Raw genomic sequence first — 26,726 nt, 5'->3', positions numbered from 1 at the left:
GTCAACGGTCCGGACGGGACGGATTCCCGCCCGGACCCTCGTGACGTACTAGACGTCGAGCCGGGTGATCCGCACCGCCCCCTTCGCCTCGCCCGGGTGGGCGCTGGTCAGGGTGAGCCGGACGCGCGAGCCCCGGGCCGCGTCGAAGGTGATCACCGTCGCGCTGTCCGAGTCGGTCGCCCACTCGACGCTCGTGCCCGTCACCGGCGCGTACGCCGTCCCGTCCCACACGGCGACGTCGACGGAAGCGGGCAGACTGTGCGTCGCGTCGACGGTGAAGGAGACCTCGACCCGGTCGAAGCTCCGGGTGCGGCCGAAGTCGACGGACACCCAGTCCTTCGCCCGGGCCCCGTTGAACGCGGGCAGCAGGGCGGTCGCCGACTTGGCGAAGGCGTTGGACCAGCCGGTGGCCGGGTCGCCGTCGAGCATCGCGGCGGGGAGGGTGTCGGGGCGGCCGGAGTAACTGGCGTCCGCGAGCGGGTGGTCCGAGGGCGCCGGGTGGCCGGGCCGGAAGCCGGGGGCGGGTGTACGGGCCACCGAGCGGGCGGGTGCGGTGCGCACCTTCACCGTGCCCTTGCGCAGGCCGTCGACCCGTGCCGTGACCTTGAGGGTGCCCGCCTCGGTGCCGGACCGCGCGATGGCCAGCGCCTTGCCGTGGAAGGCGGTGCGGGTGCTCGACTGATAGCGCTCGGCGCTCTCCTCGCGGCCGTTGTCGAGCCCGGCGAGGGAACCGCCGGTCACGTCGAAGGCGATGAGGTGCTCGGCATCGGGCACGACCACCCCGTGCGCGTCGACGATGCCGGCCGTCACGAACACCAGCGAACGCCCGTCGGCGGCGAGGGACCTGCGGTCGGCGGTCAGCCGGACCGCGTGCGGCGCGCCGGCCGTGCGCAGCACGTCGGTGGCGACCACCTTGCCGTCCCGCCGGGCCACCGCCTTCAGCTCGCCGGGCGCGTACGGCACCTTCCAGGTCAGGTGCAGCTTGCCCGCGCTGCCGTTCGGGCTGGTGTAACTGCCCGGGTAGGGGCCGCCGGTGAAGGTCTTGTCGTCGCCGGTGGCCTCGGTGGTCTCCAGGTAGGTGCGGCCGTCGGTGGTCTTCTTGGTGTCGAACTCCCGCACGCCCAGGGATTTTCCGTTGAGGAACAGCTCGACGGAGGGCACGTTGGCGTACGCCCAGACCTCCACCGTGTCCCCCGGCTCGTGGTTCCAGGTCATCGGCAGCAGGTGCACCATCGGTTCGCTCACCCACTGGCTGCGGAACAGGTGGTACATGTCCTTGGGGAAGCCCGCGGTGTCGACCGCGCCGAAGAAGGACGCCTTGACCGGGAAGACGTCGTACGGGGTCGGCTCGCCGATGTAGTCGATGCCCGACCACAGGAACTGCCCGGCGAACCACTTGCGGTCCCGGTCCTTCTTGTGACCGTATTCGCCGCTCATCGTCCAGGAGGCGAGGTTGTTGTCGTAGGAGGAGACCTCCCGCCTGCCCGGCGTGTGGTTCTCGCCGGTGTTGAGGCGCTCGGGCTCCTGGTAGCTGCCGCGGGTCGAGGTCTCGGACGAGGACTCCGACTCGAAGAGGAACAGCTTCGGATACCTGGCGTGCAGGGCGTCCACCGACTTGGCGGTGTTGTAGTTGAGGCCGAGCCCGTCCAGCTTGGCGAGCATGAGGTCGGCCGCGGAGCCGGTGGCGGGCACGCCGTGGTACTTGTTCGAGCCGATGACGACCGGCCGGGTGTCGTCCGCCGCCTTGATCGCGCCGATGATCCGGTCCGCCATGGCGAGACCCGCGGTGGAGGTGGAGTCCGGGATCTCGTTGCCGATCGACCACAGCACCACGGCGGGCGAGTTGCGGGCCGCGAGGACCATCTCGGTGGCGTCCTTCTCGCACCACTCGTCGAAGAACCGGCCGTAGTCGTACTTGGTCTTGCCGGTCCTCCAGCAGTCGAAGGCCTCCACCATCATCACGATGCCCAGCTCCTCGCAGACCTCGATCATCTGCGGCGAGGGCGGGTTGTGCGAGGTACGGAAGGCGTTGACGCCCATCGACTTCATGATGGTCATCTGCCGGCGCACCGCGTCGACGCTGATCGCCGCGCCGAGGGCGCCCTGGTCGTGGTGGAGGTCGACGCCCTTGATCTTGGCGTGGGTGCCGTTGAGGGAGAAGCCCTCGTCCGGGTCGAAACGGTAGGCACGGATGCCGAAGGGGGTGCGGTAGGTGTCGGTGGTACGGCCGTCGACGCGGAGTTCGGTCACCAGGGTGTAGCGCTGCGGGGTGTCGAAGTCCCACAGGCGGGGCCGGGCGACGGTGAGCTCGTGGGTCTCGGTCGCCGTGCCGGACACGGCCGCCGTGGAGGACGTACGGGCGACCTGGTGTCCGCCGGGGTCGAGGACCCGTGAGACGACCTGGACGTCCGTGCCGCCGCCGGTCTCGTTCAGCACGTCGGTCCGCACCCGCACGACGGCCCGTTCGGCGGTGATGTCCGGCGTGGTGACGTACGTGCCCCAGCGGGCCACGTGCACGGGGTCGGTCACCACCAGACGGGCCTCGCGGTAGATGCCGCTGCCCGAGTACCAGCGGCTGCTGGGCAGCTGGTTCTGGACCTTGACCGCGATGACGTTCTCGGTGGTGCCGTCGGTGTGCACCAGGCCGGTCAGATCGAGGGCGAAGCCGGTGTAGCCGTACGGGTGACGGCCGGCCTGGGTGCCGTTGCAGTACACGTACGAGTCCATGTACACGCCGTCGAACTCCACCGAGATCCGCTTGCCCGCACAGGCCGGCGGCAGGGTGAAGGCGAGGCGGTACCAGCCGAGGCCGCCGGGGAAGAAGCCGGTGCCGCTGGTCGTGCCGTGCTCGGTGGTCGGGGTCTGCTCGATGCTCCAGTCGTGGGGTACCGCGACCTCACGCCAGGCCGAGTCGTCGTACCCGGGGTCGGCGGCGTTCGCGTACTCGCCGGTCGGGTCGGTGATCCCGCCCGGGTCGACCAGCGCGAAGCGCCAACCGTCACGCAGAGGGACGGTACTGCGCCCCCCTGCGGCATCGAAGGCCTCGGCGGCACCGGACGCCTCGGCGGCCCGGGCGGCCGGTGCGCCGAGGAGCGCGCCGGCCGTCGGGGCCGCCGTGGCGGCGACCAGAACCGATCTGCGAGTGACCGTCATGGCGACTCTCCCTCATCAGGGCCCAGAAGTACTCACAACTGATCGTGAACGAACAGATTCTGACGGGGGGCCACACCGGTCCGTCAAGGGGGCGGGGCCGTACTCCCGCCACTGGGGTCCCTTCGGCGGAAAACGGCTCTTGACGGGGGTGCCGTGCGGTGGCCAGGGCCGCGTCCGCGCGGGAGCGGGACGCACTAGGCTGGAAGCCCGAGGGACGCACCTGTTCACTGTGAGTGTGCGCGATGGAGTGGCGACGATGAGGCCGGTGTATCCGTTCGACGACGCCGCGACGGCACGGGCTGTCGTCGACGACGCGGGCACGGTCGTCGAATGGAACGACGGCGCGCGTCGCCTGCTGGGCTGGGAAGCCTCGGACGTCGTGGGGCGTCCCGTCCTGAACCTGCTGGCCGGCGGGGGCGGATCCCGGTCCCTCACCCCACAGGACGACCGCTGGTCCGGGTCCGTCACGCTCTGCCACAGCAACGGCTCCGCGGTGTCCGTCTGGGTGCTCGCCCATCACCGGCCGCCGGAGGGGAACGGCCCGGGCCACTGGCTCGTGGTCACGCCCCTGAAGGGCGACGGCCCGTACTCCCCCGACGACCCGCTGGAGCGGGCCGAACTCCTCCAGTCGCCCTGTGCCGTCGCCATCTACGACGACCGGTTGCGGCTGCGCCGGATGAACGACGCCATGGCCGACGTGCTCGGGCTGCCGGAGGAGAACGTGCGCGGGCTGCGGGTGCCCGAGATGAGCGGCCGGCCGCAGAGCCTGGACATCGAGCAGCATCTGCACCGCGTGCTCACCAGCGGCCGCGGGGACGATGTGCGGACGTATCTGCCGATCGGCGGTGACGGCCACAGATACTCCTGGCTGGCCCGGATGGCGCCGATCACCGACGACACCGGCCGGGTGCGCGGCGTGTGCGTGGCCGCGCACGACTTCTCCGAGCAGTACCTGGCACGGGAGCGGCTTCAGCTCGTCAACGAGGCGAGCGTACGCATCGGCAGCACGCTCGACGTCGTCCGTACGGCACAGGAACTGGCCGACGTGTGCGTGCCCGCGCTCGCCGACTTCGTCACCGTCGACCTGCTCGACCCCCAGGAATTCGGCGGCGAGCTCCCCGCCCGGGTCACCGCGCCGGTCCGGCTGCGCCGGGTGGCGCACCGGTCCCTGCTGCCGGGCACCCCCGAGGCGGTGACCAAGCCGGGCCAGGTCGAGCTCTACCCCGCTCCGTCCCCGCAGGCCGACTCGCTCGTGGCGGGCCGCACGATCGACGTCTCCATGCCCTCCGACGAACTGGAGCGGTGGCTGACCTGGAACCCGGAGCGCGCCGAGCGGGTGCGGGAGTACGGCATCCACTCCTCGATGTCCGTGCCGATCCGGGCCCGCGGCCTGACCCTGGGGGTCGCGGTGTTCACCCGGTACCGGCGGCCCGAGGCGTTCACGGTGGACGACGTGCTGCTCGCCGAGGAGGTCACGGCCCGCGCCGCCGTCTGCATCGACAACGCGCGCCGCTACTCCCGCGAGCGCGAGACCGCCCTCGCCCTCCAGCGCAGCCTGCTGCCGCGCTCCCTGCCGCGCACGGCCGCCCTGCGGACCGCGTACCGCTATCTGCCCGCGGCGCGCGCCGGGGTGGGCGGCGACTGGTTCGACGTGATCCCGCTGTCCGGGATGCGGGTCGCCATGGTCGTCGGGGACGTCGTCGGCCACGGCATCCAGGCCTCGGCCACCATGGGCCGGCTGCGCACCGCGGTACGCACCCTCGCCGACATCGACCTCGCCCCGGACGAGCTGCTCACCCACCTCGACGACCTGGTGCTCCGGCTGGCGGAGGAGTCGGGCGGCGAGGGCAGCGGCACCGGCGAGGTCGGCGCGACCTGCCTGTACGCCGTGTACGACCCGGTCTCCCGCCGCTGCACGCTGGCCCGCGCCGGGCATCCCGCGCCCGTGCTGCTGCCGCCCGGCAAAGCGCCCCGGCAGATCGACCTGCCCGCCGGGCCACCGCTCGGTCTCGGCGGGCTGCCCTTCGAGTCCGCCGAGCTGGACCTGCCCGAGGGCAGCGTGCTCTCCCTCTACACCAACGGCCTGATCGAGTCCCGCGACCGGGACGGCGAGGCCGGCCACCGGCTGCTGACCGAGACCCTGGCGGGCTACGCGGACTCGCTGGAGGAGACCTGCGACCGGATCCTGAGCGCCCTGCTCCCGGAGGGAGACTCGGCCGACGACGTGGCGCTGCTGCTCGCCCGCACCCAGGGACTGCCTGCCTCCCAGGTGGCGACCTGGGACATCCCCGCCGACCCGGCCCTGGTCGCCCCGATCCGCAAGCAGGTCGTCCAGCAGCTGGACCGCTGGTCGCTCAGCGAGATCGCCTTCACCGCGGAACTGGTGGTCAGCGAACTGGTCACCAACGCCATCCGGTACGGCGCCCGTCCCATCCGGCTGCGGCTGATCCACGACGCGGCCACGCTGATCTGCGAGGTGTCCGACAGCAACCACACCGCCCCGCACCTGCGCCGCGCCAAGACCTTCGACGAGGGCGGCCGCGGGCTGCTGCTGGTCGCCCAGCTCACCCAGCGCTGGGGCAGCCGGCACACGGCTGAGGGCAAGACGATCTGGGCGGAGCTGCCGCTGCACGAGGCTGACCTGTAGTACCAGCGGTGTCAGCGGTGGCAGCGGTCCGGGCGGCTCAGGACGCGGTCAGCCAGGGCCGTACCTGCTTGCGGGCCTCATGCAGCCGGGACTTCAGGGTGCCCAGCGGGATGCCGACGCGCTCGGCGACCTCGGCGTACTCCAGCTGGCAGATGTCGCGGTAGACCAGCGGCGCGACCAGGTGCGGATGCTCCCGCTCCAGCCGGTCCAGCGCCTCCAGCAGGTCCACGCGGGAGCCCGCGATGACACTCGTGGTGCGCGGGTCGACGTGCTCGGCGGGCTCGATGACGACGGGCTGCTCGGCGGCGCGCCGCTTCAGCTCGCGGTACTTCTGCCGGGCACAGTTGGCGACGACGGTGTACAGCCATGTGCTGAAGCGGCTGCGGCCCTCGAAGGTGGAGATCCGCCGGGCGATCTGGAGCAGCACGTCCTGCGCGGCCTCCTCCGCGTCCTCCCGGCAGGGCAGGAAGCGTCCGCAGCGCCGGACGACCTCGGGCCGGACCTCGGCCAGCAGCCGTTCCAGGGCCGCCCGGTCCCCCGCGGCGGCGCGCCGGGCGAGGTCTTCGGTCAGCGCCGCGTCGTACACCGCGGGTCCCCCTTCGAGTCGATCTCCGAGCAGGCATGATAGTCCTATGCACTCCCTCGAGCGGATCGGCCGCTATCGCCTGCAACGTCGCCTTGGCACCGGCGCGTTCGGCACGGTGTGGCTCGCCCACGACGACCAGCTCGAGGCCCCGGTGGCGGTCAAGGTCCTCGCCGAGAACTGGTCCCACCGTCTCGACGTGCGCGACCGGTTCCTGTCCGAGGCGCGACTGCTGCGCAAGGCCGGCTCCGGCCGGGTGGTACAGGTCTACGACATCGGTGAACTGCCGGACGGCAGGCCGTACTTCGTCATGGAGTACGCCGACGCGGGCACCCTCGCCGACCGGCTGGCGGGCGGCCCGCTGCCGGTGCCCGAGGCACTGCGGCTGGCGGCGCTGGCCGCCCGGAGCGCGGCGGCCCTGCACGAGGCGGGGATCGTGCACCGGGACGTCAAGCCGAGCAATGTGCTGCTGCGCACCGCGCCGGACGGCAGTCGCCGGGTGCTGCTGGCCGATCTCGGGCTGGCCAAGAGCCTGGCGCAGGCATCCGGGCTGACCCTGGCCGCCGGCTCGGCCGGGTACCAGCCTCCGGAGCAGGCCGAGCCCGGCATGGGCATCGACGCCCGGGCCGACGTGTACGGCCTGGGCGCGGTCGGCTACGAGCTGGTGACCGGCACGGTGCCGGGCCCGCCGGGCCGGGTCGTACCCCCGCAGCGGCTGCGTCCGGACCTCGCCGACGATGTGCAGCGCGCCCTGATGCGGGCGCTGGAGCCGGACCGGGAGCGGCGCTGGCCCGGCGCGCAGGCGTTCGCCGACGAGCTGGACCGGCTGGCCGAGCGGGTGTCCGTGCCCCCGCGCCGGCGCCGGCTCGACGGCGTGCGCGGGAGGATCGGCGTCCTGACCCTCTCGGTCGCCGCGGTGCTCGCCGCCGCGGCCGCCGCCGGCACGGTGACGCTGCTGCACCAACGCTCCTCGTCGGATTCCCCGGCCGACGAGCTGCGGGTGAAGGACTCCACGGGCCGGATCGTGGCCGAGGTGCCCTCCGGCTGGGGCCGCCAACTGCGCGACGCCGGCTGGGATCCCAAGGACCTCGGTCTGCCCTCCGGGCACGAGCCGGGACTCGCGGTCGCCGACGACCTCGCGAAGTGGCCGGATCTGGACGCTGACGTGGACGGCCTGTTCGTCGGCCTGAGCGAGCACGGCGACGTCACGGCGAGGGTGAACGCCCTCGCCCACAGCGGCTGCCACTACGACGGTGGCCGCGCCTACACCGGCACGGCCTGGCAGGGCCGGGTCCGCAGCTGGAGCGACTGCCCGAGCGGCGGCTCGATCAGCGAGAGCGCGCTGCGCCCGGCGAGCGGCAAGGCCGAGCCTCAGCTGTATGTGCAGATACGCCGAACCGACAGCACCGGCGCCACCGGCGCCACGGACCGCATACTCCGCTCCCTGCGGGTCACCTGACGGGTGGGGAACGGGGAAGAGAACGGGTGAAAAAACCGCGCGGACCGCGAACTTCTCCCGCGGAGCGCGCATCGGACTCTCATGACGGCGCACAAGGCGCCGACGGCACGCGGCCCCACGGCGCGTGCCATGACCAGCAGGAGTGTTGAGACATGGCGTACACGTCCCAGTCCTTGCGTCGCGCGGCCGTGCTCGGGAGCGCGGTCGCCGTGCTGGGTCTTCTGAGCGCCTGCGGCAACGACACCGGAAACGGTGCTCCGCAGAAGGTTCCGGGCAACGCCTCGCCCGCGTCGGACGGGTCGACGGGTGCGACGGACACCGCGGGCGGCAGCGCCCCGGCATCGCCGAGCGCCGCCGCCCCGAGCGGTGGTACGCCGTCCTCGCCGGCGCCGACCGGCAAGGCGGGTACGGGCGGCGACGGCACGGGGGACACCGCCGCGAGCACCCGCTGCCACACCTCCGAGCTGAGCGCCGCGGTGGGCCGCAACAACCCGGGCGCGGGCCAGGAGAACTTCCCCATCGTGCTCACCAACAAGTCCGCCCGGACCTGCACGCTGCGCGGCTATCCCGGCTCCGCCTTCGTGAACGCCTCCGGCACCCAGCTCGGCCCGGACCCCAGGCGTTCCTCCGGCAAGGCCGTCACGGTCACGCTGAAGCCCGGCGGGAGCGCCTGGGCGGGCCTGACCTTCTCCAATCCGGAGATCAGCGGCGCGAAGACGGCGTCCCCCGCCGCGCTCCTGGTCACCCCACCGGACGAGCGGGACCAGCTGAAGGTGAAGTGGACGGCCGGCCCGGTGCCGGTGTCCGGCAACTCCTCGTCCGTCTTCCTGACCGTCTTCAGCCCCGGCACCGGCGCCTGATCCCCTCTCTCCCTCCCACCGCACACACGCCGAGCCCTCGTATCCCCTGATCCGGACCCCGCTGCCCCCACTCCCCCGGCAGCGGGGTTCTTCATGGCCGCGTCCCGACTGTCACAGGACGGAAACAGGTGCCGTCCGCCCCGATCTTTCCGCCGCGAGCGGCCATCGAACCCGTCGACCGCACAGCGAGAAGGCCCCGACGGGGCCGTGACGAGGGAATCGGGGACGAGACATGAGCGGCATCTCACGCAGGCGTCTCATGACCGCGGGAGCGACGGCGGGCGCGCTGGGCGCCCTGTCCGCCTGCTCGGCCGGAGGGCTGTCCGTGGGCGGCGGCTCCGGGAGCGGCCGGAGCACGGCGCAGGCCCGGCCGGTGAAGAAGATCGGCGACGGTTCCACCGCGGACACCGGGGCGCAGCCGCACCAGCCGAAGGCGACGCGGATGAAGCCGGGGACCCGGCCGCCGCAGTTCGTGGTGTTCTCCTGGGACGGCGCGGGCGAGCTGAGCAACGGGCTGTTCTCCCGGTTCCGCAAGGTGGCCGCCGACCACGGCGCCAAGATGACCTTCTTCCTCAGCGGCATCTACACGCTGCCCGAGTCCAAGAAGCACCTCTACCACCCGCCGCAGCACCCGGTCGGCGCTTCCGCGATCGGCTACCTCGCCGACCGGCACATCCACGCCACGCTCCAGCAGGTGCGCTCCGCCTGGCTGGAGGGCCACGAGATCGGCACGCACTTCAACGGGCACTTCTGCGGCGCGGACGGGGTGCGCAACTGGTCGAGCGCCGAGTGGCGCAGCGAGATCGACCAGGCGGTCCGCTTCGTCACCGAGTGGAAGACCAACACCGGCTTCACCGACCTCGACCCGCTGCCCTTCGACTACCGCAAGGAGCTGATCGGCGGCCGCACCCCGTGCCTGGAGGGCCAGACCGCGCTGCTGCCCACGGCGGCCGCACTGGGCTGGAAGTACGACGCCAGTTCCCCCGGCGGGCTCCAGATCTGGCCGGGCAAGGTGCAGGGCGGCCGGATCTGGGACTTCCCGTTGCAGTCCATACCGTTCTCCGGCCACTCCTTCCAGGTCCTCTCGATGGACTACAACATGATGTTCAACCAGTCCGCCGGAAACCCCCTCGGTGACCGCTCGCAGTACGACGCCTGGCGCACCCAGGCCCGTGACACCTATGTGGCGGGCTTCCACCGCGCCTACACCACCAACCGCGCTCCCCTGTTCATCGGCAACCACTTCGAGCGCTGGAACGGCGGCATCTACATGGACGCCGTCGAGGAGGCCACCGGCCGGATGGCCGAGTACGACGACGTGCGCTTCGTCTCCTTCAAGCAGCTCGTGGCGTGGCTGGAGGCGCAGGACCCGGCCGTGCTGCGCAAGCTGCGTACGCTGAGCCCGGGGCAGTCCCCGGTCGGCGGCTGGGAGGAGTTCCTGGGCGGTGCGGGCACGCGGTCGTCGTAGCCCTCTCACCTTCGTCTGTTTTCATGGGGCGCGCACTTGTCGATCACCTCGCGGAGGACCGTCCCCTGAACACCCCGCTGGCCGAGGCCCTGTCCGTCGTCCTGCTCGTCGCCGTGCTCGCCTGGGCGGTCGTGCGGCCCCTCGGGTGGCCGGAGGCGGTGATGGCCGTTCCCGCCGCCGGGATCGCCGTCGCCACCGGCGCGATCTCCCTGGACCACGCCCGGGCCGAGGCGGAACGGCTGGGGCCGGTGGTCTGGTTCCTGGCGGCGGTGCTGGTGCTCGCCCATTTCTGCGATGTCGAGGGGCTGTTCGAGGCCTGCGGGGCGTGGATGGGCCGGCGCGCGGCCGGGCGGCCGGTGGGGCTGCTGACGGCGGTGTTCGCGCTGGCGTCGGTGATCACGGCCGTGCTCAGTCTGGACGCGACGGTGGTGCTGCTGACGCCGGTGGTGTTCGCCACGGCCGCCCGCACCGGGGTTCGGCCCAAGCCGCACGTCTACGCCTGCACCCATCTGTCGAACACGGCGTCGCTGCTGCTGCCGGTGTCCAACCTGACCAACCTGCTGGCGTTCGCGGCGAGCGGGCTGAGCTTCACGCGGTTCGCGGCGCTGATGGCGCTGCCGTGGCTGGTGGCGGTCGGCGCCGAGTACGCGGTGTTCCGGCGGTTCTTCACCCGCGACCTGTCGGCGGCGGCCCCGGGACCGAAGGGGGCCGCCGAACCGCCCGGGCTGCCGCTGTTCGCGCTGGTGACCGTGGTCTGCACGCTGGCGGGGTTCGTGGTGGCGTCCGCGGCCGGCGTCGATCCGGCATGGGCGGCGACGGCAGGGGCGCTGGTGCTCGCCGGGCGGGCCCTGCTGCGGGGGCGGGCGACGCCCGTGACGGTGGCGCGGGCGGCGGCCCCTGGGTTTCTGGCGTTCGTGCTGGCGCTGGGCATCGTGGTGCGGGCGGTGGTGGACAACGGGCTCGCCGACGCCCTCGGTCACGTCCTGCCCGGCGGTACGGGGCTGCCGGCGCTGCTGGGCATCGCCGCGCTGGCCGCCGTCCTGGCCAATCTGATCAACAATCTGCCCGCCGTACTGGTCCTGCTGCCGCTGACCGGGCCGGCCGGGCCGGGCGCCGTGCTGGCGGTGCTGCTCGGGGTGAACATCGGCCCGAACCTGACGTACGCGGGGTCGCTGGCGACGCTGCTGTGGCGGCGGATCGTGCACCAGCACGAACACGACGTGGATCTCGGGGAGTTCACCCGGCTGGGACTGCTCGCCGTGCCGTCGGCGCTCATCCTGGCCGTGGTGGCACTGTGGGGTTCGCTCCAGGTGGTGTGAGACGGATCGTGTGAGACAAGTCGTGCGAGTCAAGTCGTGCGAGACAGGTCGTGTGCGACCTAGGGAGGCCGACCGAATGCGTGTGATCGTGTGGCTGGTGGAAGGCACCTGGCCCGCCTGCGTGGACGCCGTGCGCGCCCACGCCCCCACGGCGTCCGAGGTGGTCCTGCTGCACGTCAGCGGGCCGGACGTGCCGGGCCTCGCGCACGGTGCCTTCGCCGGGCTGCTCGGTCGCGGACGCCCCGACCGGGACCCCGGCACTCGGCTGGAGGACCTCGGCGGCAGCTCCGCGGCCGAGCTCCTCGAGGCGGCGGCCGAACGGCTGGGTCGGCCCTGCGTCCGGCTGGAGCGGTCCGGGCGGGTCGAGCGGGAGGTGGTGGCCGCCTGTGAGGGCGCCGGTCTGCTGGTACTGGCCCGCGACGGCGACCGGGCCCGGCTCGGCCCGCACAGCCTCGGTCCCGCCGCCCGCTTCGTCGTCGACCACGCGCCCTGCCCGGTGCTGCTGGTGTGGCCGGAGGCAGCACCCGACCTGACGACGCTGCCGCCTCCCCCGCCGCCGCATCACCGCTAGGGCCGCTTCACCACGAGCCGCCGCGCGGCCGCTCAGCGTCCGCCGTGCCCCGAGCCGTAGCCGCCATAGCCGCCATAGCCGCCGTAGCCGCCGTAGCCGCCGTGGCCCCACCCGCCGCCGTACTGGCCGTCCCCGTCCCCGTCGCAGTAGTACGGGTTGTAGGCGCACATGTCGGTGGAGCCGGTGCTCGACGGCGTCGGCCGGGCGCTCGACGCAGTGGCCGACGGGCTGGGTTCCGGCGACGGGGTCTTCGGCGCGGACTTGGGCGCGGCCGGAGTCGGGGAGGTCATCAGCGGGGTGTTGTCGGCGTCCCAGTTGACGTTCTGCATCTGGAGGTCGGGCTTGGAGGTGTCCATGGCCCAGCGCTGCACGTCGCTGTCCGCGCGGGTCTTGACCACGAGGGCGCCGGCGCCGTCGGTGGCGGCGGGGGCGAGCGCCAGGTCCGGCTCGCCGCGCGGCACCAGGGCGCCCTGGAGGGTGAAGTCGTAGCGGAGGTTCGTGCCGGTCGCGGCCGTGCACGGGGCGAGCTGGACCGAGTAGCCGAGGTGGGAGTCGAGGCACAGGCCGGGGTCGGCGTCGTTGCGCAGCAGTCCGTCGGTGTCGTACGTCCACTGCTGGCTCGCCGCGGAGGAGCAGGTGGTGAGCTCGGTCTCGGCGCCCTTGACGGCCTTCTTGCCGACGATGCCGACGCACAGTCCGGAGGCGATGTTGTGCAGCCGGCCGCGCAGGGCGCCCTTGGCGGTCTGGCCGGACCCGACCCAGGACGGGTTGGTGGTCTCGGAGCCGGAGTTGGGCTTGCCGGCGTCCTTGCCGCTCGCGACGGGAGCGGCACCGTCGCCGGAGCCGAGCACCGTCCACAGCACCAGCGGCAGCACGACCAGACCGCTCACCGTCGCCACGGCCACGGCGAGGTTGCGGCGCCGGACCCGGCGGGCCGCCCGCAGCGCGGAACGGCGGGAGGCGGAACGCGCGGACGGACCGGGCGCGGAGGCGTCCGAAGCTACCGCGGTGGTGGCGGCAGCGGATTCCGTCCCGGGCGCGGACGCGCGGGAGGCCGTACGGCGTCGGGAGCGGGGCGCGGTCCGGCCGGACCCGTCGGCGGGCTCGGCGCGGCGCGCGGAACGACCGGCGGCGCGCGGCTGACGTGGTTCGGTGCCGGGCGCGGGCGGGGCGGGCGCGAAGCCCTGGCCTGCCACGGGAACGGCTTCCGGGGCCGCGAGGTGCTCGCCGCCCGCCAGGCCCGGTGCCGGCGCGGGCAAGGGATCGCCGCCCACGGCTCCGGGGGCGGGATCGGTGAACGACTCACCGCCGGTGAATGCGGGGGCGGGGCCGGTGAAGGCCTCCTCGCCCGTGAGTCCGGCCGCGATGGCGGCCGCGTGCGCGCTCCCGGCCGGTCCGGCGCCGGGTTCCGGCTCGGCGGCCCGCTCGGCGAGGGCCGCCCGGGCTTCCACATAGGCCGCGGCGCCCCAGCCGAGCACCGCCTCGGCCAGCGCCAGGCCGAGCCCGGTGTTGAACCGGTCCAGCTGGTCGGCGGTGTGCCGGCAGTGCCGGCAGCCGTTCAGATGCTGCTGGAGGTCGGGGTCGACGTCGATGCCGCCGCGCCGGTAGGTCACGTCGAGCATCCGGCTGTAGCGCAGGCAGTCGTTCTGGTCGGAGAGTTCGCGGTGGGCCTGGAGGCACTCGTCGCGCAGCCGTTCCCGGGCGCGCCGGAGTTCCACGCGGGTGCCCTCCTCGTCGAGGCCGAGCAGTCCGGCGGGTATCTCGAGGGGCTCGGACTCGACCTCGGCGTGCCACAGCACGGCGCGGGCGGACTGGGGCAGCCGCTGGAAGGCGCGGGAGATGAGGCGCCGGTGCGCGGGCGGCAGCAGCCGGGCCGCCGCGCGGTCGCCGTCGCCGGTGCCGGGGCGCAGGTCGGGGTGGAGGAGTTCCTGCCGGCCGTCGTTGTCCCACTCCGCCGCGATGCGGCGCACGGTGACCAGGAGTTGGGGCCGCCAGGCGGAGGTCGGCCCCGCCTGTCTGAGGGAGGCGCCGAAGAGCCGGGTGAAGGTCGCCGTGGTGAGCATGCCGGCCGCGCGCGGTCCGTCGGTGCACAGCCGGGCGTAGGCGAAGGCCGCTTCCCAGTGCCGGTCGAGGAGTTCACCGACGGGATGCAGCGCGGGTGTCGCTCCTGTCCACTTCTTCAGCTCCGCGCTCAGCTGCTCGTCCGGGATGTCGAACAGCCGGGGCGGGGTGGGGGAATTCGACAGGCCTGCGTCATTCACGGCTGCATTCCTCCAAGACGCAACAGGGGATTCAATCCATACCAAGGGGTATGCTATCCGGCCCTACGACATGCCCGGGACACCCGTACGGCATTCGACACCTCGAACGTCCGCCTTCGGCAGCTCTTTTGAAGCGTGGGGGGCGTACGGGAGCGGCCTCGCACCCGCGGAGTGCGACACGGAATTGTCTGCTCGCCGACAGGGCACACCTTTGCACAGGCCAGCGGGGCGGAACAAGGGACCCCCGGGTTTTGCGCACAGCCCGCTCGTCCGGGGATTTTGACGAATTGTCAACAGGGCTCTTTTCCGGCTTGTCCCCCTCCCGGCACGGTAATTGCCCGGTACGTGCCCGGCGGGAGCCCGTACCGCTCCCGGAACACCCGGTTGAAGTGGAAGGGACTGGGAAATCCGGACGCCGCGGCCACCCGCTCCACGGTCAGGTCGGTGCCCTCCAGCAGGCGGGCGGCCTGGCGCAGCCGCGCCTCGCGCAGCGCCCGCATCGGCGACCGGCCGGTCTGCCGGGTGAACAGGTGGGCGAATCGGGAGGGTGACAGCGCGACGCTCGCGGCGAGCGAGCGCACGGTGTGCCCGGCGGCGGGGTCGGCGGCGATCAGCTCCTCGGCACGCAGGATCCGGGCGTCGGTTCCCGGCAGCGGCGCCGGCTCGCGCGCTCCGGCCGCCGCGAGCAGCACGACCTCCTCCAGCGCGCACAACGCCAGTTCCCGCGCCGTGCTGTCGTGAGCCACGGCGACGGGGTCGTCCCCGGGCGGGGCGGCGGGCGGCGCCGCGCCGCCGGGCCGGCGGACGTCGGCGAGCATGCGGGCGAAGGCCTGGCCGGCCCGGTCGCGCAGGCCGACGGGGACGGTGGCGACGTACATCCCGTCGGCGACCGCGTACGGCCCGAGCCAGGCCGTCCAGGACGGCCGGGCCTGGCAGTGCACCCACCAGAACCGCCAGTGCCGGGCGCCGGGCGCGACGGCGTAGCGCTGCCGGACGCCGGGGCCGAGCACCACCAGGTCTCCCGCGCCGGGCCGTGCCTCGGCCGCCCCCTGCCGCACCATGCCCTGCCCGCCCGTCGTCCAGGTGAACAGCCAGCTCGCCGCGCCCTCGGGCCGGTGGATGCCGTAGCCGGGTGCCTGGTCGAAACGGCCGGTCACCACCAGACCCGGCGAGGGGTCGGCGGGTACGGCAGTCACAGGCAATCCCTCAGTGGTCACGGGCATCCTCCGGTCGGGCGCTCCGGCCTAGCGTGACACGGGAGATGACCGCACGGACAGAAACGAAGAGGGAGAGGCCATGACAGCCATGGACAACACAGCGCCCGGCACGCCCGGGGTCCGGCGGCAGTGGGCCGGGGAGTTCGAGGAGGCGGGTTACACGGTCGTGCGCGGTCTGTTCGGGTACGACGAGATCGACAGGCTGTGCGCCGAGTTCGCGGCGCTGCACGCGGCCGGCCCGGTGCCCGGGCACTTCGAGCCCCGGACGCCGGTACCGGGTGGCGGCCCGGCCGATCCGCTGCACGCGTACCCGAGGGTCATGCACCCGCACGAGATCAGCGGCCTCGCGCGGGACTTCCTGCTCGACGCCCGGCTGCGCACGGTCCTTCAGGCGCTGCTCGGCGAGGAAGTGCTGGCCGCGCAGAGCATGTTCTACTTCAAGCCGCCGGGCGCCCGGGGCCAGGCGCTGCACCAGGACAACTTCTATCTGCGGGTGGAGCCCGGGACGTGTGTGGCCGCATGGGTCGCCTGCGATGTGATCGACCGGGACAACGGCGGGCTCGAGGTGGTCCCGGGCACGCACCGTATGGACGTGTTCTGCCCCGAGGAGGCGGACGCCGGGCTGTCGTTCGCGCGGGAGTACGTGCCGCCGCCGCCCGGTCTGAGCGCCGTGCCCGTGGACATGGCACCCGGGGACGTGCTGTTCTTCAACGGCAGCCTGGTGCACGGCTCGTCGCCCAACCGCAGCGCCGGCCGCTTCCGCCGCTCCTTCATCGGGCACTACGTGGGCCGCTCGGCCGAGCGGATCGGCGAGCACTACCGGACGCTGTCCATGTCCGGAGACCGGGTGCCGCTGGCGCTCAGCGAGGGAGCCGGTCCGTGCGGTACGGAGTTCCCACCGCACGGACCCCACTGACCGTCAGTGCCCGCTGATCGGGTGCGGGGTGTAGGGCGCCTGGAGCTCTTCGATCTCCTTGTCGCTCAGTTCGAGTTCCACGGCGGCCACCGCGTCCTCGATGTGCCCCGGCTTGGCGGCGCCGACGATCGGCGCGGTCACCGTGTCCTGGTGCAGCAGCCAGGCGAGGGCGACCTGGGCGCGCGGGACGCCCCGGTCGCCCGCGATGCGGGTGACGGCCTCGACGATCGACCGGTCGCTCTCCGGGTACAGCCTGCTGCCGAAGTTGTCGCCGGCGCTGCGCTCGGTGGTGGTGCCCCAGTCGCGGGTGAGGCGGCCGCGGGCGAGCGGGCTCCAGGGCAGTACGCCGACACCCTGGTCGGCGCAGAGCGGCAGCATCTCCCGCTCCTCCTCGCGGTAGAGGAGGTTGTAGTGGTTCTGCATGGACACGAACTTGGTCCAGCCGTGCCGCTCGGCCGTGTACTGCGCCTTGGAGAACTCCCAGGCGTACATCGAACTGGCGCCGATGTGGCGGACCTTGCCCGCCTTGACCAGGTCGTGCAGCGCCTCCATCGTCTCCTCGACCGGCGTGTGGTGGTCGTAGCGGTGGATCTGGTAGAGGTCGACGTAGTCGGTGCCGAGGCGGCGCAGGCTGTGGTCGATCTCCGTCATGATCGCCTTGCGGGACAGCCCGGCCCCGTTGGGCCCGGGCCGCATCCGGCCGTGCACCTTGGTGGCCAGGACGATCTCGTCACGGTCGGCGAAGTCCCGCAGCGCCCGTCCGACGATCTCCTCGCTGGTGCCGTCGGAGTAGACGTTGGCCGTGTCGAAGAAGTTGACGCCCGCCTCCAGCGCCTGCCGGATCAGCGGCCGCGACGCGTCCTCGTCCAGGGTCCACTCGTGGGCGCCGCGGTCGGGCAGGCCGTAGGTCATGCAGCCCAGACAGATCCGCGAGACGTCCAGGCCCGTCGAACCGAGCTTCACGTACTGCATCGTTGCTGCTCCTGCCTTCGGGTCGGTTACCAGAGGCGAGCGTACGTCGTCACGGGCCGCCCGCCGGGGCCCACTTGACGGCGGCCGTGCCCGGGCGTTTTGATCACACACGGGCCGTCACTCCGTGTGCCGGCGCACAACAGCACGCGAGGCGGGGTCGTACCCGCGATTGATGGAGCGGTCATGCCCGCCAGGGGTGGTTCCCGCGCCGGAGGTCTCGGGAGGGCCACCGGCGCCGTCGTGTTCGCCGCCGTCACGGCCCTGGGGCTCGCCGGGTGCGGTTCCTCCGGCGGAGCGCCGGCGTCGCCCTCGACCGGCAAAGCGCCGAAGGCGGTCCGGCTGCCACCGCGCGCCGCGGGCTTCGACTACCAGATCGGCGGCCCCTATCACCCGCCCGCGGGCGTCCGGATCGTCAGCCGCGACCGTTCGGCGTCCCCGGCACCGGGGCTGTACAACGTCTGCTACGTCAACGCCTTCCAGGCCCAGCCCGAGGAGCGCGGCTCCTGGCCCACCGACCTGCTGCTGCGCGACGCGCACGGCAAGGTGGTCATCGACGAGGACTGGAACGAGCCCCTGCTGGACATCCGGACGCCCGCCAAGCGCGAGCGGGTGGCCGAGCGGGTGGACCGCTGGATCGACAGTTGCGCGGCCAAGGGCTTCGACGCGGTCGAGCCGGACAACTACGACAGCTACACCCGCTCCCGGCACCTGCTGAGCGCCGACGACGCGACCGCCTTCATCACCCTGCTGGCACGGCACGCGCACGACCGGCACCTGGCCATCGGCCAGAAGAACACCGCGGAGCTGGCCGGGGACAGGAAGCGGACCGGGCTGGACTTCGCGGTGGCGGAGGAGTGCGCCGAGTACGACGAGTGCGGGACGTACGCGAAGGTCTACGACGACCGGGTCCTCGTCATCGAGTACTCGGACTCCGGCCTGCGCAAGGCCCTCGCGGGGTTCGGCGGGCGGCTGAGCATCGTGCGCCGGGACCGGCAGGTCTCGACACCGGGCAGTGACGGGTACGTGCGCAAGGTGCGGTGAGACCAGTGGTTGCTGCCCGCAGGTGACCGGTCGGCGTGGGAGCGGCCGGATGATCGTATCGGTGCCGCATCCTCGGCGCAGGCGACCGGCGCCCGGCCGGTCACGGCCGTACGGAGGAACCGCCGTGCCGACACGTCCGAGCACGCTGAGGACCCTGGCCGGGGCGGCGCTGCTGCCCCTCGCCCTCGTCTCGCCCGCCTGGGGGCGGCCCGCTCCCCCGCGCGCGGTCGCGGCCGAGCCGCCGGGCACGCTGTGCGCGACCGCCGGGGTGCTGCGCGGGGAGCGCGGCCAGCGGGCCACCGTCAACCTGTGCGCGGGCAACGGCACCCCCACCATGTCCGTCTCCGCCGCGGCGACGTGCGGGCGGGCGGGAACGCGCGTGCGGTACACCTGTCAGGCCTGGGGCACCTGGACGGCCCGGCACGGCAGGAAGACGGCCCTGTCCGGGGAGCTGCCCGGGTCGGTCCAGTATCCGGGCCCGGGGACGTACGACATCTCGGCCACCGTGCGCGTCCGGTCGGCGCCCGCCGGTGTCGACCTGCGGGGTACCGTGCAGGCCACCCTCACCCTCACCGCGCCCCTGCCGAAGGCGACGCACCGTGTCCAGGTCGACCGGAGCACCATGCGGGCCGGCGCCGAGACCACCCTGACATACACGGTCCGGCGCGACAGCGACCAGGGGGACGGCAGCGCGCGCTTCGGGCTCATCGGCGAGCAGGGCACCGGGGTGCGGGTGTCCACCTCCGACCCGCGCTGCGTCAACCCGCTGGTCGGCCGCTACCCGTCGAAGACCCGGCTGGCCCACTCCCTGGACTGCGCGCTCACCGACCTCCAGCCGGGCCACCCCGCCAAGGTGGTCGTCCGGGTGACGGTCGCGGGCACCTGCTCCACGCTGGTGTCCAAGCTGGGCTACTGGATGCCGCGGGGCCAGGACCTCTACACCGGCCGCGTGCTGGCCGGGCCGACGGTCTCCTGCCGTTAGGTCCTGGGATTCTCCAGCAGGTCGAGCGCCCGTTCCCACCGGAACTCGGGCCGCACGCCGTCGTCGCCCGGCTCGCCCGAGTACGGGTCGCCGAACCGGACGCCCATCCCGCGCAGGCGTATCAGGCTGCTCTGGTAGGCGGGGTGGGCGGCCAGGGCGTCGGCCACGCAGGGCAGCACGGCGATCGGCACACCGAGACCGGCGGCCTCGCACAGGGTGCCGAGGGCGAGGGTGTCGGCGATGCCGGCCGCCCACTTGTTGACGGTGTTGAAGGTGGCGGGGGCGACCACGACGGCGTCGGGCGGCGGGAAGGGGCGCGGGTCGCCGGGGCTGCGCCAGGCGGAGCGGATCGGACGGCCGGTCTGCGCCTCGACGGCGTCCGTGTCGAAGAAGCCGCCCATCGCGACCGGCGTCGCGAGGACGCCGACCTCCCAGTCCCGCTCCTGGGCGGCGGTGATCAGCTTGCTGACGTCCGCCGCGATCCCGGCCGCGCAGACGACGAGGTAGAGGAAGGGCTTCCCGGCCTGTTCGGTCATCCGGGCACCCTACTGGAGCGGAAAGGTCAGCCCCCGTTCGGCTTCCGGCCGCGGTCCGAGGATCCTGCGCTCCCCCTCCGTGATGCGGACGTCGTTGATGCTCGCCTCCCGACGGGTCATCAGCCCCCGTCCGTCGAACTCCCACAACTCGTTGCCGTACGACCGCCACCACTGTCCGCCGGCGTCCCGGCACTCGTACTGGAAGCGGACCGCGATGCGGTCCCCGTCGAAGGCCCACAGGTCCTTGCGCAGCGCGTACTCGAGCTCGCGCGCCCACTTGGCGGTGAGGAACTCCACGATCTCCGCGCGGCCGGTGAGGAAGGTGTCGCGGTTACGCCAGACCGAGTCCTCGGAGTAGGCGAGCGCCACGCGCTGCGGATCGCGGGTGTTCCAGGCGTCCTCGGCGGCCTGCACCTTCTGGGCGGCGGTCGCACGGGTGAAGGGGGGCAGGGGCGGGCGGTCGGTCATGGCTTCCTCCTCGCGGAGAACGATCGTTCTCCAGTGTGGCTGCTACCGTAGGAGAACGCTCGTTCTCACGTCAAGGAGAGGTCGGGGAGAGGTCGTACATGGACAGCGCAGCCGCCCGGGAGCGGGTGCTGGACGCCGCCGAGGAGCTGTTCTACGGGCGGGGTGTCCAGTCCGTAGGCATGGACGAGATCCGGACCGCCTCCGGGGTCTCGCTCAAGCGGCTCTACCAGCTTTTCCCGGCGAAGGAGCAGCTGGTCGAGGCGTACCTGGAGCGGCGGGACGAGCACTGGCGCGGGAGGCTCGCCGAGCATGTCGAGCGCGCGGAGGATCCCGCGCAGCAGGTGCTGGCCGTCTTCGACTGGCTGGAGGGCTGGTTCGGCGAGGACGGCTTCCGCGGCTGCGCCTGGATCAACGCGCACGGCGAGCTGGGCGCCACGTCGGCGCGCGTGGCGGCCCAGGTGGGCGCGCACAAGCGGGCGTTCCGGGACTACCTCACCGCTCTCGTGACCCGGGCGGGACTGCCCGCCGCGCTGGCCGGCCCCCTGTTCCTGCTGGCGGAGGGGGCCATGGTCACGGCGGGCATCGAACACAGCACACGGCCGGCGACCGAGGCCCGAGAGGCGGCGAAGCTGCTGCTGACGACCGCCGGGGCCGGTCGCGAAAGCCCCGCCTGACCGCGACACCCGACAGCCACGACCACGGAGCCCAGACCCCGCAGACCGCGGAACTGCTGCGGCGGCCACCCGGGGCCGATCGCCAAAGCCCCGCCCGACCGCGACACCCGACAGCCACGACCACGGAGCCCAGACCCCGGACACGGCGGAGCTGCTGCGGCGGCCACCCGGGGCCGATCGCCAAAGCCCCGCCCGACCGCGACACCCGACAGCCACGACCACGGAGCCCAGACCCCGTGGACCGCGGAGCTGCTGCGGCGGCCACCCGGGGCCGATCGCCAAAGCCCCGCCTGACCCGGGACGCCCGACGGCCGCCGGGGCGGTCAGTCCGCCGCGTCCCGCAGGGTGATGGCGCCGACGGGGCAGGCGCGGGCTGCCTCGCGGACCATCGGGTCGCCGTCCCCGTCCTCCCTGCCCGGGATCAGGGTGCTGTAGCCGTCGTCGTCCTGCGTGAAGACGCCGGGGGCCGCGAGGGCGCACTGCCCGGCGCCGATGCAGGCGTCCTTGTCGATGTCGATGTGCATGGCAGGAGCCTCTTACCAGGTCACGGGGAGTTCCAGCATCCCCTGGATCGTGTCGCCGGGTTTGAAGGGGATGTCCTCCGGCCGGGCGGCGAGCCGTAGCCCGGGCAGCCGCTCGAAGAGGGTGCCGAGCGCGATCTCCATCTCGGCGCGGGCCAGGTTCTGGCCGAGGCACTGGTGGATGCCGAAGCCGAAGCCGACGTGGTGGCGGGCCGGGCGGTGCCAGTCGAGGGTGTCGGGCTCGGCGTAGACGGACTCGTCGCGGTTGATGACCGAGGTGGCGAAGACCACGCCGTCGCCGGCCCGGATGGTCGTCCCCTCCACCTCGATGTCCTCCAGGGCGGTTCGCAGCAGCCCGTCGGCGATCGACAGCAGCCGCATCAGCTCCTCGACGGCCACGGGCAGCAGCGCGGGGTCGGCGCGGAGCTCGGCCAGCCGCTCGGGCTGCCCGAGGAGCGTGTAGGTGCCCAGCGAGATCATGTTCGCGGTGGTCTCATGGCCGGCGACCAGCAGGATGACCGCCAGGGACACGACGTCGGCACGGTCCAGCGTGCCCTCGCGCAACCGCTGGTGGACGAGGTCGTCGAGGATGGCGTCACCGGGCTCCGGACTCTTGGCCTTGCCGTCGATCAACTCGCCGAGGTAGGACTCCAGTTGATCCCGGGCGTCCAGGGTGTCGGCGGGCTCCGGCCCGCGCAGCAGGCGGCGGGACTGCTCCTCGAAGAACTCGTGGTCGGCGTACGGGACGCCCAGCAGGGAGCAGATCACCATGGACGGCACGGGCAGCGCGAAGGCGCCGACCAGTTCGGCGGGCGGCCCCTGGCCGATCATGGCGTCCAGCCGCTCGTCGACGATCCGCTGGATGGCGGGCCGCAGTTCGGCGGCGCGCCGGAGGGTGAAGTTCGGGACCATCATCCGCCGCTGGGTGTGGTGTTCGGGGTCGTCGGCGCCCAGGAGGGCGACCTTGCGGTTGCGGGCGGCGGCGATGCGGGGGGTGGTCACCGGGAAGCCGTGGCGGGTGCGGTCGGAGGAGAGCCGCGGGTCGGACAGCAGGGCGCGGGCGGCGGCGTGGCCGGTGACCAGCCAGGCCGGGCGGCCGTCGAACAGGGTGACGCGGGCCAGGGGGCGGTGCGCGCGCAGCGGGTCGTAGGCGGTCGGCGGGTGGTAGGGGCAGGTACGGTCCTGGGGGAAGGCGACGGGCTCGGGCTGAGCCATCGATGCGGTCGATTCCGTCATGGCGGACCTCGCAGACGAAGGGTGCGGCGTGCCGATCTTCATTAGATGCCCGGGGCATCTATGGGACGACGGCAAGTTCGGCCAGATCGGTGATCCGCGCTTTCTGGCCGAACATCGTGCGTGCGACCGCCGTGATCGGGCCGATATCCGGTTGCGGGTGCCGGGTCGCGGGCCGCACGATCGCCCGCATGTACACCACTGACGCCATCCTGCCGCCGATGCCCGCCGCCGTCCTGCCGGCGCGGGTCCAGCAGCAGCCCGGCCGCCCCCGGAGGCGCGAGCCCGCGCGCCCGTGACGGCCGCGCTCGTCGCCGGCCTGGTCGCGGGGTACGGAGTCGCCGTACCCGTCGGCGCGGTCGCGACCTACCTGGTCTCCCTCACCGCTCGTACCTCCCTGCGGACCGGCGCCTCGGCCGCGCTCGGCGTGGCGAGCGCCGACGGCCTCTACGCCCTCCTCGCCGCGGTGGGCGGTTCCGCGCTCGCGGCGGCGCTGCGCCCGCTGCTCGGGCCGCTGCGCTGGGCCTCGGCCCTGGTGCTGGCGGCGCTGGCGGTACTGGGCGCGGTGACCGCCGTACGGCAGTACCGCGCGCACCGGCTCACCACCCGGCCGGAGAAGACGCCGCCCGGCCCCGGCCGGGCCTACCTCGGCCTGCTCGGGATCACCCTCCTGAACCCCACCACGGTGATCTACTTCGCCGCGCTCGTGCTCGGCACCCGCGCCCAGGACGCCGTACGCCCCCTGGAACAGGGCGTCTTCGTCCTCGCCGCCTTCGCCGCCTCCGCCAGCTGGCAGCTGCTGATCGCGGGCGGCGGCGCGCTCCTCGGCCGCGCCCTGACCGGGCACCGGGGACGACTGGTCACGGCGCTGCTGTCGAGCGTCCTGACCATGGCACTGGCGGTGCGGGCGGCGGTGGCACCGGGGTGACGCGCGACTGGCTCGATCGGAACGCCGGACCGGGACGGCCGCGTTCCGGATCCGGCCGGGTGCACGCGTGGTACGGATGATTCGAGCACCGGCCGGTGTTGAAGCACGGTGCCAGTAGGCCGCAGGACCGTCGAAGGGACGAACGTCATGCCTCTCCAGGGCGAGTACGAGCCCAGCCCGACCCAGTGGGTGCGCGAGCAGGTCGAGTTGTACGAGAGTTCCGGCGGCACCAAGGGGACGACACTGATGGACACGGGGATGCCCGTGATCCTGCTGACGTCCCGGGGCGCCAGGAGCGGCAAGATCCGCAAGACCCCGCTGATGCGGGTGGAGCACGACGGGCGGTACGCCGTGGTCGCCTCGCAGGGCGGCGCGCCCAAGCACCCGGTGTGGTACTTCAACCTCAAGTCCGACCCGCACGTGGAACTCCAGGACGGCCCGGTCAGGCAGGACATGCGGGCCCGTGAGGTCACGGGCGACGAGAGGACCCGGTGGTGGGAGCGGGCGGTGGCCGCGTACCCGCCGTACGCCGAATACCAGGAGAAGACCTCCCGGGAGATCCCGGTCTTCGTCCTGGAACCGGCCGACGGTCAGTGATCCGCCGAAGCGGAGGGGCCGCCGCCGGGGGCCGATTCCGGACCGGGAACGCCGTATTTTAGAAAAATCTGTTTCCGGGAGGCATGGACCGTCTCCACCCGGGCACCAGACGGTCAGGCCCCGCCGCGTTCCCCCGTCGCGGCGGGGCTTTTATCGTGTCTCGCCCGCCGGCCGGTCGGTCACGTCGAGGAAGATCTGGTCGGCCTCGGGGACGGCCTCGGCGAGGGACTGCTTGATGCGTACGGCGACCTCCTCGATCCGCTCGCTGTCCAGGCCGGGCACCAGGTCGATCCGGGCCGCCACGAGCGTCGAGTCGAGGCCCATCTTCATCGTGAAGAGCGCCTCCACGCTGTCGATCTCCGGCTGCTGTGCCAGCAGCGTGCGGATCCGGTCGCTGAGCTCCGGGTCGGCGGCCTCCCCGATGAGCTGGTCGCGGGCGTCGCGGCCCAGCCGGTACGCGACGTACACGAGCAGCACGCCGATCGCGAGCGAGGCGGACGCCTCCCAGACGACCTGCCCGGTGGCCATGTGCAGCGCCATGCCGATGATGGCGAGGGTCACGCCGAGCACCGCCGTGCCGTCCTCGGCGACCACGGTGCGCAGGGCCGGGTCGCGCAGGCTGCCGCCCTGCCGGCGCACCTGGTGCAGCGCCCGGAACAGGGAGGCGCCCTCGGCGAGCAGCGCGACGCCCAGCACGGTCAGACCCGCCACATAACCGCTGAACTTCTCGTTCGCGCCGCTCACGAGCGCCTCGGCGCCCTGGAAGAAGGAGAAGCAGCCGCCCATGACGAAGATGCCGACGGCGGCCAGGAGGGACCAGAAGAACCGCTCCTTGCCGTAGCCGAAGGGATGCCGTGCGTCGGCGGGGCGGCGGCTGCGGCGCAGTGCCGCCAGCAGGAAGACCTCGTTCAGGCTGTCGGCGACCGAGTGCGCCGCCTCGGACATCAGGGCGGGCGAGCCCGCCAGCAGGCCGCCGGCGGCCTTGGCGGCGGCGATCACCAGGTTGGCGGCGAGCGCCACCCAGACGGTGATCCGTGTCTTCCGGTCGGCCTGGTGGTTCCCGGCCCCTGCCCGGTGCGTCTCCTGTCCGGTGTTCCGCTGGGGGTCCCGGCCGCCGTCCCGGTCCGTCGTCCCCCGTGTCCGCTGTTGCGTCTTCTCTTCCGAGGATGTCCCGCTCACCACCGCCGACTGCCCCGGCCGGGGCCGCTCACACCGTGCCGACGGCGGAAATCGGGGAACGCGTTCCCCAGGACGCCCCGTGCGGCAAGGAGGAAACATGGGTGGCGACGGCAACCGCGCCTACGGCCACAAGAGGTTCACCCGGTCCAAGAGCCACTTCGCCGACCGGATCACGGCGGACGGCCGTGACGGCTGGCCGGTGACGGCCGGCCGCTACCGTCTGGTGGTCAGCCGCGCCTGTCCGTGGGCGAGCCGGGCGGTGATCTCGCGCCGCCTGCTGGGCCTGGAGGACGCCCTGTCCATGGCGATCGCCGACCCGGTCCAGGACGACCGCAGCTGGCGCTTCACCCTCGACCCCGAGGGCCGCGACCCGGTGCTCGGCATCCGCTTCCTGGCCGAGGCCTATGACCGGCGGGAGACCGGGTATCCGGGCGGGGTGAGCGTGCCGGCGGTCGTGGACGTGCCCAGCGGGCGCCTGGTCACCAACGACTACCAGCGGCTCACCCTGGACCTCGCCACCGAGTGGACGGCCGTGCACCGGCAGGGAGCGCCGGACTTGTATCCGGCCGCCCGGCGCGACGAGATCGACGAGGTGATGGCGGACGTCTACGAGGACGTCAACAACGGCGTCTACCGCGCGGGTTTCGCCACCCACCAGGAGGAGTACGAGGCGGCGTGCGCCGCGGTCTTCCGGCGGCTGGAGCTGCTGACGGAGCGGCTCGCCCGGCAGCGCTACCTGGTCGGCGACACCCTCACCGAGGCGGACATCCGGCTGTTCACCACACTGGTCCGTTTCGATCCCGTCTATCACGGTCACTTCAAGTGCAACCGGTGGAAGCTGGCGGAGAACCCGGTGCTGTGGGCGTACGCCCGGGACCTGTACCAGACGCCCGGGTTCGGTGACACGGTCGACTTCGACCACATCAAACGGCACTACTACCGGGTGCACACCGGCATCAACCCCACCGGGATCGTGCCGCTCGGGCCGGATCTCGCCGGCTGGCTCGCGCCGCACCACCGGGAGGAGCTCGGTGGCCGGCCGTTCGGCGACGGGACGCCACCTGGGCCGGTGCGCCCGGGTGAGGAGGTGCCGGCCGCGGGGCGGCCCTGAACCGCACACATCGCAACGAAGGAGTGTCAG

The 26,726-nt window shown here is 73.0% G+C and carries 23 protein-coding genes and 1 pseudogene; 13 read left to right on the top strand and 11 right to left on the bottom strand.

The features are described from left to right. Window positions 1-48 precede the first annotated feature (48 nt). A complete protein-coding gene (locus tag ACWGJM_RS22055) occupies window positions 49-3,153 on the bottom strand; it encodes a glycoside hydrolase family 2 TIM barrel-domain containing protein (RefSeq protein ID WP_453413374.1) in 3,105 nt (1,034 codons plus the stop codon). A 256-nt stretch (window positions 3,154-3,409) separates the two neighbouring features. Here ACWGJM_RS22055 and ACWGJM_RS22050 point away from each other — a divergent pair, with 256 nt between their 5' ends. Beyond that, a complete protein-coding gene (locus tag ACWGJM_RS22050; protein WP_453413373.1) occupies window positions 3,410-5,800 on the top strand; it encodes a SpoIIE family protein phosphatase in 2,391 nt (796 codons plus the stop codon). Window positions 5,801-5,837: 37 nt separating this feature from the next. On the opposite strand, the gene ACWGJM_RS22045 is transcribed toward ACWGJM_RS22050, so the two are convergent. Beyond that, window positions 5,838-6,386, bottom strand: a complete 549-nt coding sequence (locus tag ACWGJM_RS22045) for an RNA polymerase sigma factor (protein WP_453413372.1) — start codon at window positions 6,384-6,386, stop codon at window positions 5,838-5,840. Window positions 6,387-6,432: 46 nt separating this feature from the next. Between ACWGJM_RS22045 and ACWGJM_RS22040 the strand changes: the two genes are divergently transcribed. The 5 genes from ACWGJM_RS22040 to ACWGJM_RS22020 all read left to right on the top strand — a co-directional run bounded on the left by ACWGJM_RS22040 (window position 6,433) and on the right by ACWGJM_RS22020 (window position 12,060). After that, the gene (locus ACWGJM_RS22040) at window positions 6,433-7,842 is read left to right on the top strand and encodes a serine/threonine-protein kinase (protein ID WP_453413371.1); all 1,410 of its coding nucleotides are present in this window, start codon (window positions 6,433-6,435) and stop codon (window positions 7,840-7,842) included. Window positions 7,843-7,994: 152 nt separating this feature from the next. Then, the gene (locus tag ACWGJM_RS22035) at window positions 7,995-8,702 is read left to right on the top strand and encodes a DUF4232 domain-containing protein (protein ID WP_453413370.1); all 708 of its coding nucleotides are present in this window, start codon (window positions 7,995-7,997) and stop codon (window positions 8,700-8,702) included. A gap of 232 nt (window positions 8,703-8,934) precedes the next feature. Continuing rightward, on the top strand, window positions 8,935-10,170 hold the full coding sequence (locus tag ACWGJM_RS22030) for a hypothetical protein (protein WP_453413369.1): 1,236 nt from the start codon (window positions 8,935-8,937) through the stop codon (window positions 10,168-10,170). A gap of 23 nt (window positions 10,171-10,193) precedes the next feature. Further along, window positions 10,194-11,489, top strand: coding sequence for an arsenic transporter (locus ACWGJM_RS22025; protein ID WP_453413368.1), 1,296 nt, complete (start codon window positions 10,194-10,196; stop codon window positions 11,487-11,489). 76 nt (window positions 11,490-11,565) lie between these two features. Then, window positions 11,566-12,060, top strand: coding sequence for a universal stress protein (locus ACWGJM_RS22020; protein ID WP_453413367.1), 495 nt, complete (start codon window positions 11,566-11,568; stop codon window positions 12,058-12,060). A 32-nt stretch (window positions 12,061-12,092) separates the two neighbouring features. Here ACWGJM_RS22020 and ACWGJM_RS22015 read toward each other — a convergent pair whose 3' ends face one another. Next, window positions 12,093-14,321 (bottom strand): ricin-type beta-trefoil lectin domain protein, encoded by a 2,229-nt coding sequence (locus tag ACWGJM_RS22015; RefSeq protein ID WP_453413366.1) that lies wholly within the window; start codon window positions 14,319-14,321, stop codon window positions 12,093-12,095. Window positions 14,322-14,611: 290 nt separating this feature from the next. Beyond that, window positions 14,612-15,544, bottom strand: coding sequence for a helix-turn-helix domain-containing protein (locus tag ACWGJM_RS22010; protein WP_453413365.1), 933 nt, complete (start codon window positions 15,542-15,544; stop codon window positions 14,612-14,614). A gap of 73 nt (window positions 15,545-15,617) precedes the next feature. On the opposite strand from ACWGJM_RS22010, the gene ACWGJM_RS22005 reads away from it, so the two are divergent. Beyond that, window positions 15,618-16,454 (top strand): phytanoyl-CoA dioxygenase family protein, encoded by an 837-nt coding sequence (locus tag ACWGJM_RS22005; protein WP_453413364.1) that lies wholly within the window; start codon window positions 15,618-15,620, stop codon window positions 16,452-16,454. Window positions 16,455-16,457: 3 nt separating this feature from the next. On the opposite strand, the gene ACWGJM_RS22000 is transcribed toward ACWGJM_RS22005, so the two are convergent. After that, window positions 16,458-17,426: an aldo/keto reductase gene (locus tag ACWGJM_RS22000; RefSeq protein ID WP_453413363.1), complete on the bottom strand. Its 969-nt coding sequence runs from the start codon at window positions 17,424-17,426 to the stop codon at window positions 16,458-16,460. 183 nt (window positions 17,427-17,609) lie between these two features. Here ACWGJM_RS22000 and ACWGJM_RS21995 point away from each other — a divergent pair, with 183 nt between their 5' ends. Further along, on the top strand, window positions 17,610-18,467 hold the full coding sequence (locus tag ACWGJM_RS21995; protein WP_453413362.1) for an endo alpha-1,4 polygalactosaminidase: 858 nt from the start codon (window positions 17,610-17,612) through the stop codon (window positions 18,465-18,467). Window positions 18,468-18,591: 124 nt separating this feature from the next. Beyond that, complete coding sequence (locus ACWGJM_RS21990; RefSeq protein ID WP_453413361.1) at window positions 18,592-19,449, top strand: hypothetical protein; 858 nt, start codon at window positions 18,592-18,594, stop codon at window positions 19,447-19,449. On the opposite strand, the gene ACWGJM_RS21985 is transcribed toward ACWGJM_RS21990, so the two are convergent. Together ACWGJM_RS21985 and ACWGJM_RS21980 are read right to left on the bottom strand one after the other, a co-directional pair. Continuing rightward, window positions 19,446-19,985, bottom strand: a complete 540-nt coding sequence (locus ACWGJM_RS21985; RefSeq protein ID WP_453413360.1) for a flavoprotein — start codon at window positions 19,983-19,985, stop codon at window positions 19,446-19,448. The genes ACWGJM_RS21990 and ACWGJM_RS21985 overlap by 4 nt on opposite strands. Before the next feature lie 9 nt (window positions 19,986-19,994). Continuing rightward, window positions 19,995-20,453 (bottom strand): nuclear transport factor 2 family protein, encoded by a 459-nt coding sequence (locus ACWGJM_RS21980; protein WP_453413359.1) that lies wholly within the window; start codon window positions 20,451-20,453, stop codon window positions 19,995-19,997. 98 nt (window positions 20,454-20,551) lie between these two features. Between ACWGJM_RS21980 and ACWGJM_RS21975 the strand changes: the two genes are divergently transcribed. Beyond that, entirely contained in the window at window positions 20,552-21,127 is a 576-nt protein-coding gene (locus tag ACWGJM_RS21975; RefSeq protein ID WP_453413358.1) for a TetR/AcrR family transcriptional regulator, read from the top strand. A 323-nt stretch (window positions 21,128-21,450) separates the two neighbouring features. Here ACWGJM_RS21975 and ACWGJM_RS21970 read toward each other — a convergent pair whose 3' ends face one another. Genes ACWGJM_RS21970 through ACWGJM_RS21960 form a run of 3 tightly spaced genes read right to left on the bottom strand, consistent with a single transcriptional unit; the run spans window position 21,451 to window position 23,074 of the window. Beyond that, a complete protein-coding gene (locus ACWGJM_RS21970; RefSeq protein WP_453413357.1) occupies window positions 21,451-21,651 on the bottom strand; it encodes a ferredoxin in 201 nt (66 codons plus the stop codon). A 12-nt stretch (window positions 21,652-21,663) separates the two neighbouring features. Continuing rightward, on the bottom strand, window positions 21,664-22,884 hold the full coding sequence (locus ACWGJM_RS21965) for a cytochrome P450 (protein WP_453413356.1): 1,221 nt from the start codon (window positions 22,882-22,884) through the stop codon (window positions 21,664-21,666). Between the two features lie 58 nt (window positions 22,885-22,942). Then, window positions 22,943-23,074, bottom strand: coding sequence for a hypothetical protein (locus ACWGJM_RS21960; RefSeq protein ID WP_453413355.1), 132 nt, complete (start codon window positions 23,072-23,074; stop codon window positions 22,943-22,945). A 102-nt stretch (window positions 23,075-23,176) separates the two neighbouring features. Between ACWGJM_RS21960 and ACWGJM_RS21955 the strand changes: the two genes are divergently transcribed. Together ACWGJM_RS21955 and ACWGJM_RS21950 are read left to right on the top strand one after the other, a co-directional pair. Further along, window positions 23,177-23,809: a LysE family transporter gene (locus ACWGJM_RS21955; protein ID WP_453413354.1), complete on the top strand. Its 633-nt coding sequence runs from the start codon at window positions 23,177-23,179 to the stop codon at window positions 23,807-23,809. A 147-nt stretch (window positions 23,810-23,956) separates the two neighbouring features. Then, window positions 23,957-24,406, top strand: coding sequence for a nitroreductase family deazaflavin-dependent oxidoreductase (locus tag ACWGJM_RS21950; RefSeq protein WP_453413353.1), 450 nt, complete (start codon window positions 23,957-23,959; stop codon window positions 24,404-24,406). Between the two features lie 113 nt (window positions 24,407-24,519). Here ACWGJM_RS21950 and ACWGJM_RS21945 read toward each other — a convergent pair. After that, window positions 24,520-25,684, bottom strand: a pseudogene (locus tag ACWGJM_RS21945) (cation diffusion facilitator family transporter). Between ACWGJM_RS21945 and ACWGJM_RS21940 the strand changes: the two are divergent. After that, the gene (locus ACWGJM_RS21940; protein WP_453413352.1) at window positions 25,683-26,696 is read left to right on the top strand and encodes a glutathione S-transferase family protein; all 1,014 of its coding nucleotides are present in this window, start codon (window positions 25,683-25,685) and stop codon (window positions 26,694-26,696) included. The pseudogene ACWGJM_RS21945 and the gene ACWGJM_RS21940 sit on opposite strands and share 2 nt — an antisense overlap. Window positions 26,697-26,726 lie beyond the last annotated feature (30 nt).

This window comes from Streptomyces sp. NPDC054834 (assembly GCF_053611185.1).
This window is presented reverse-complemented; position numbering and strand designations above follow the sequence as displayed.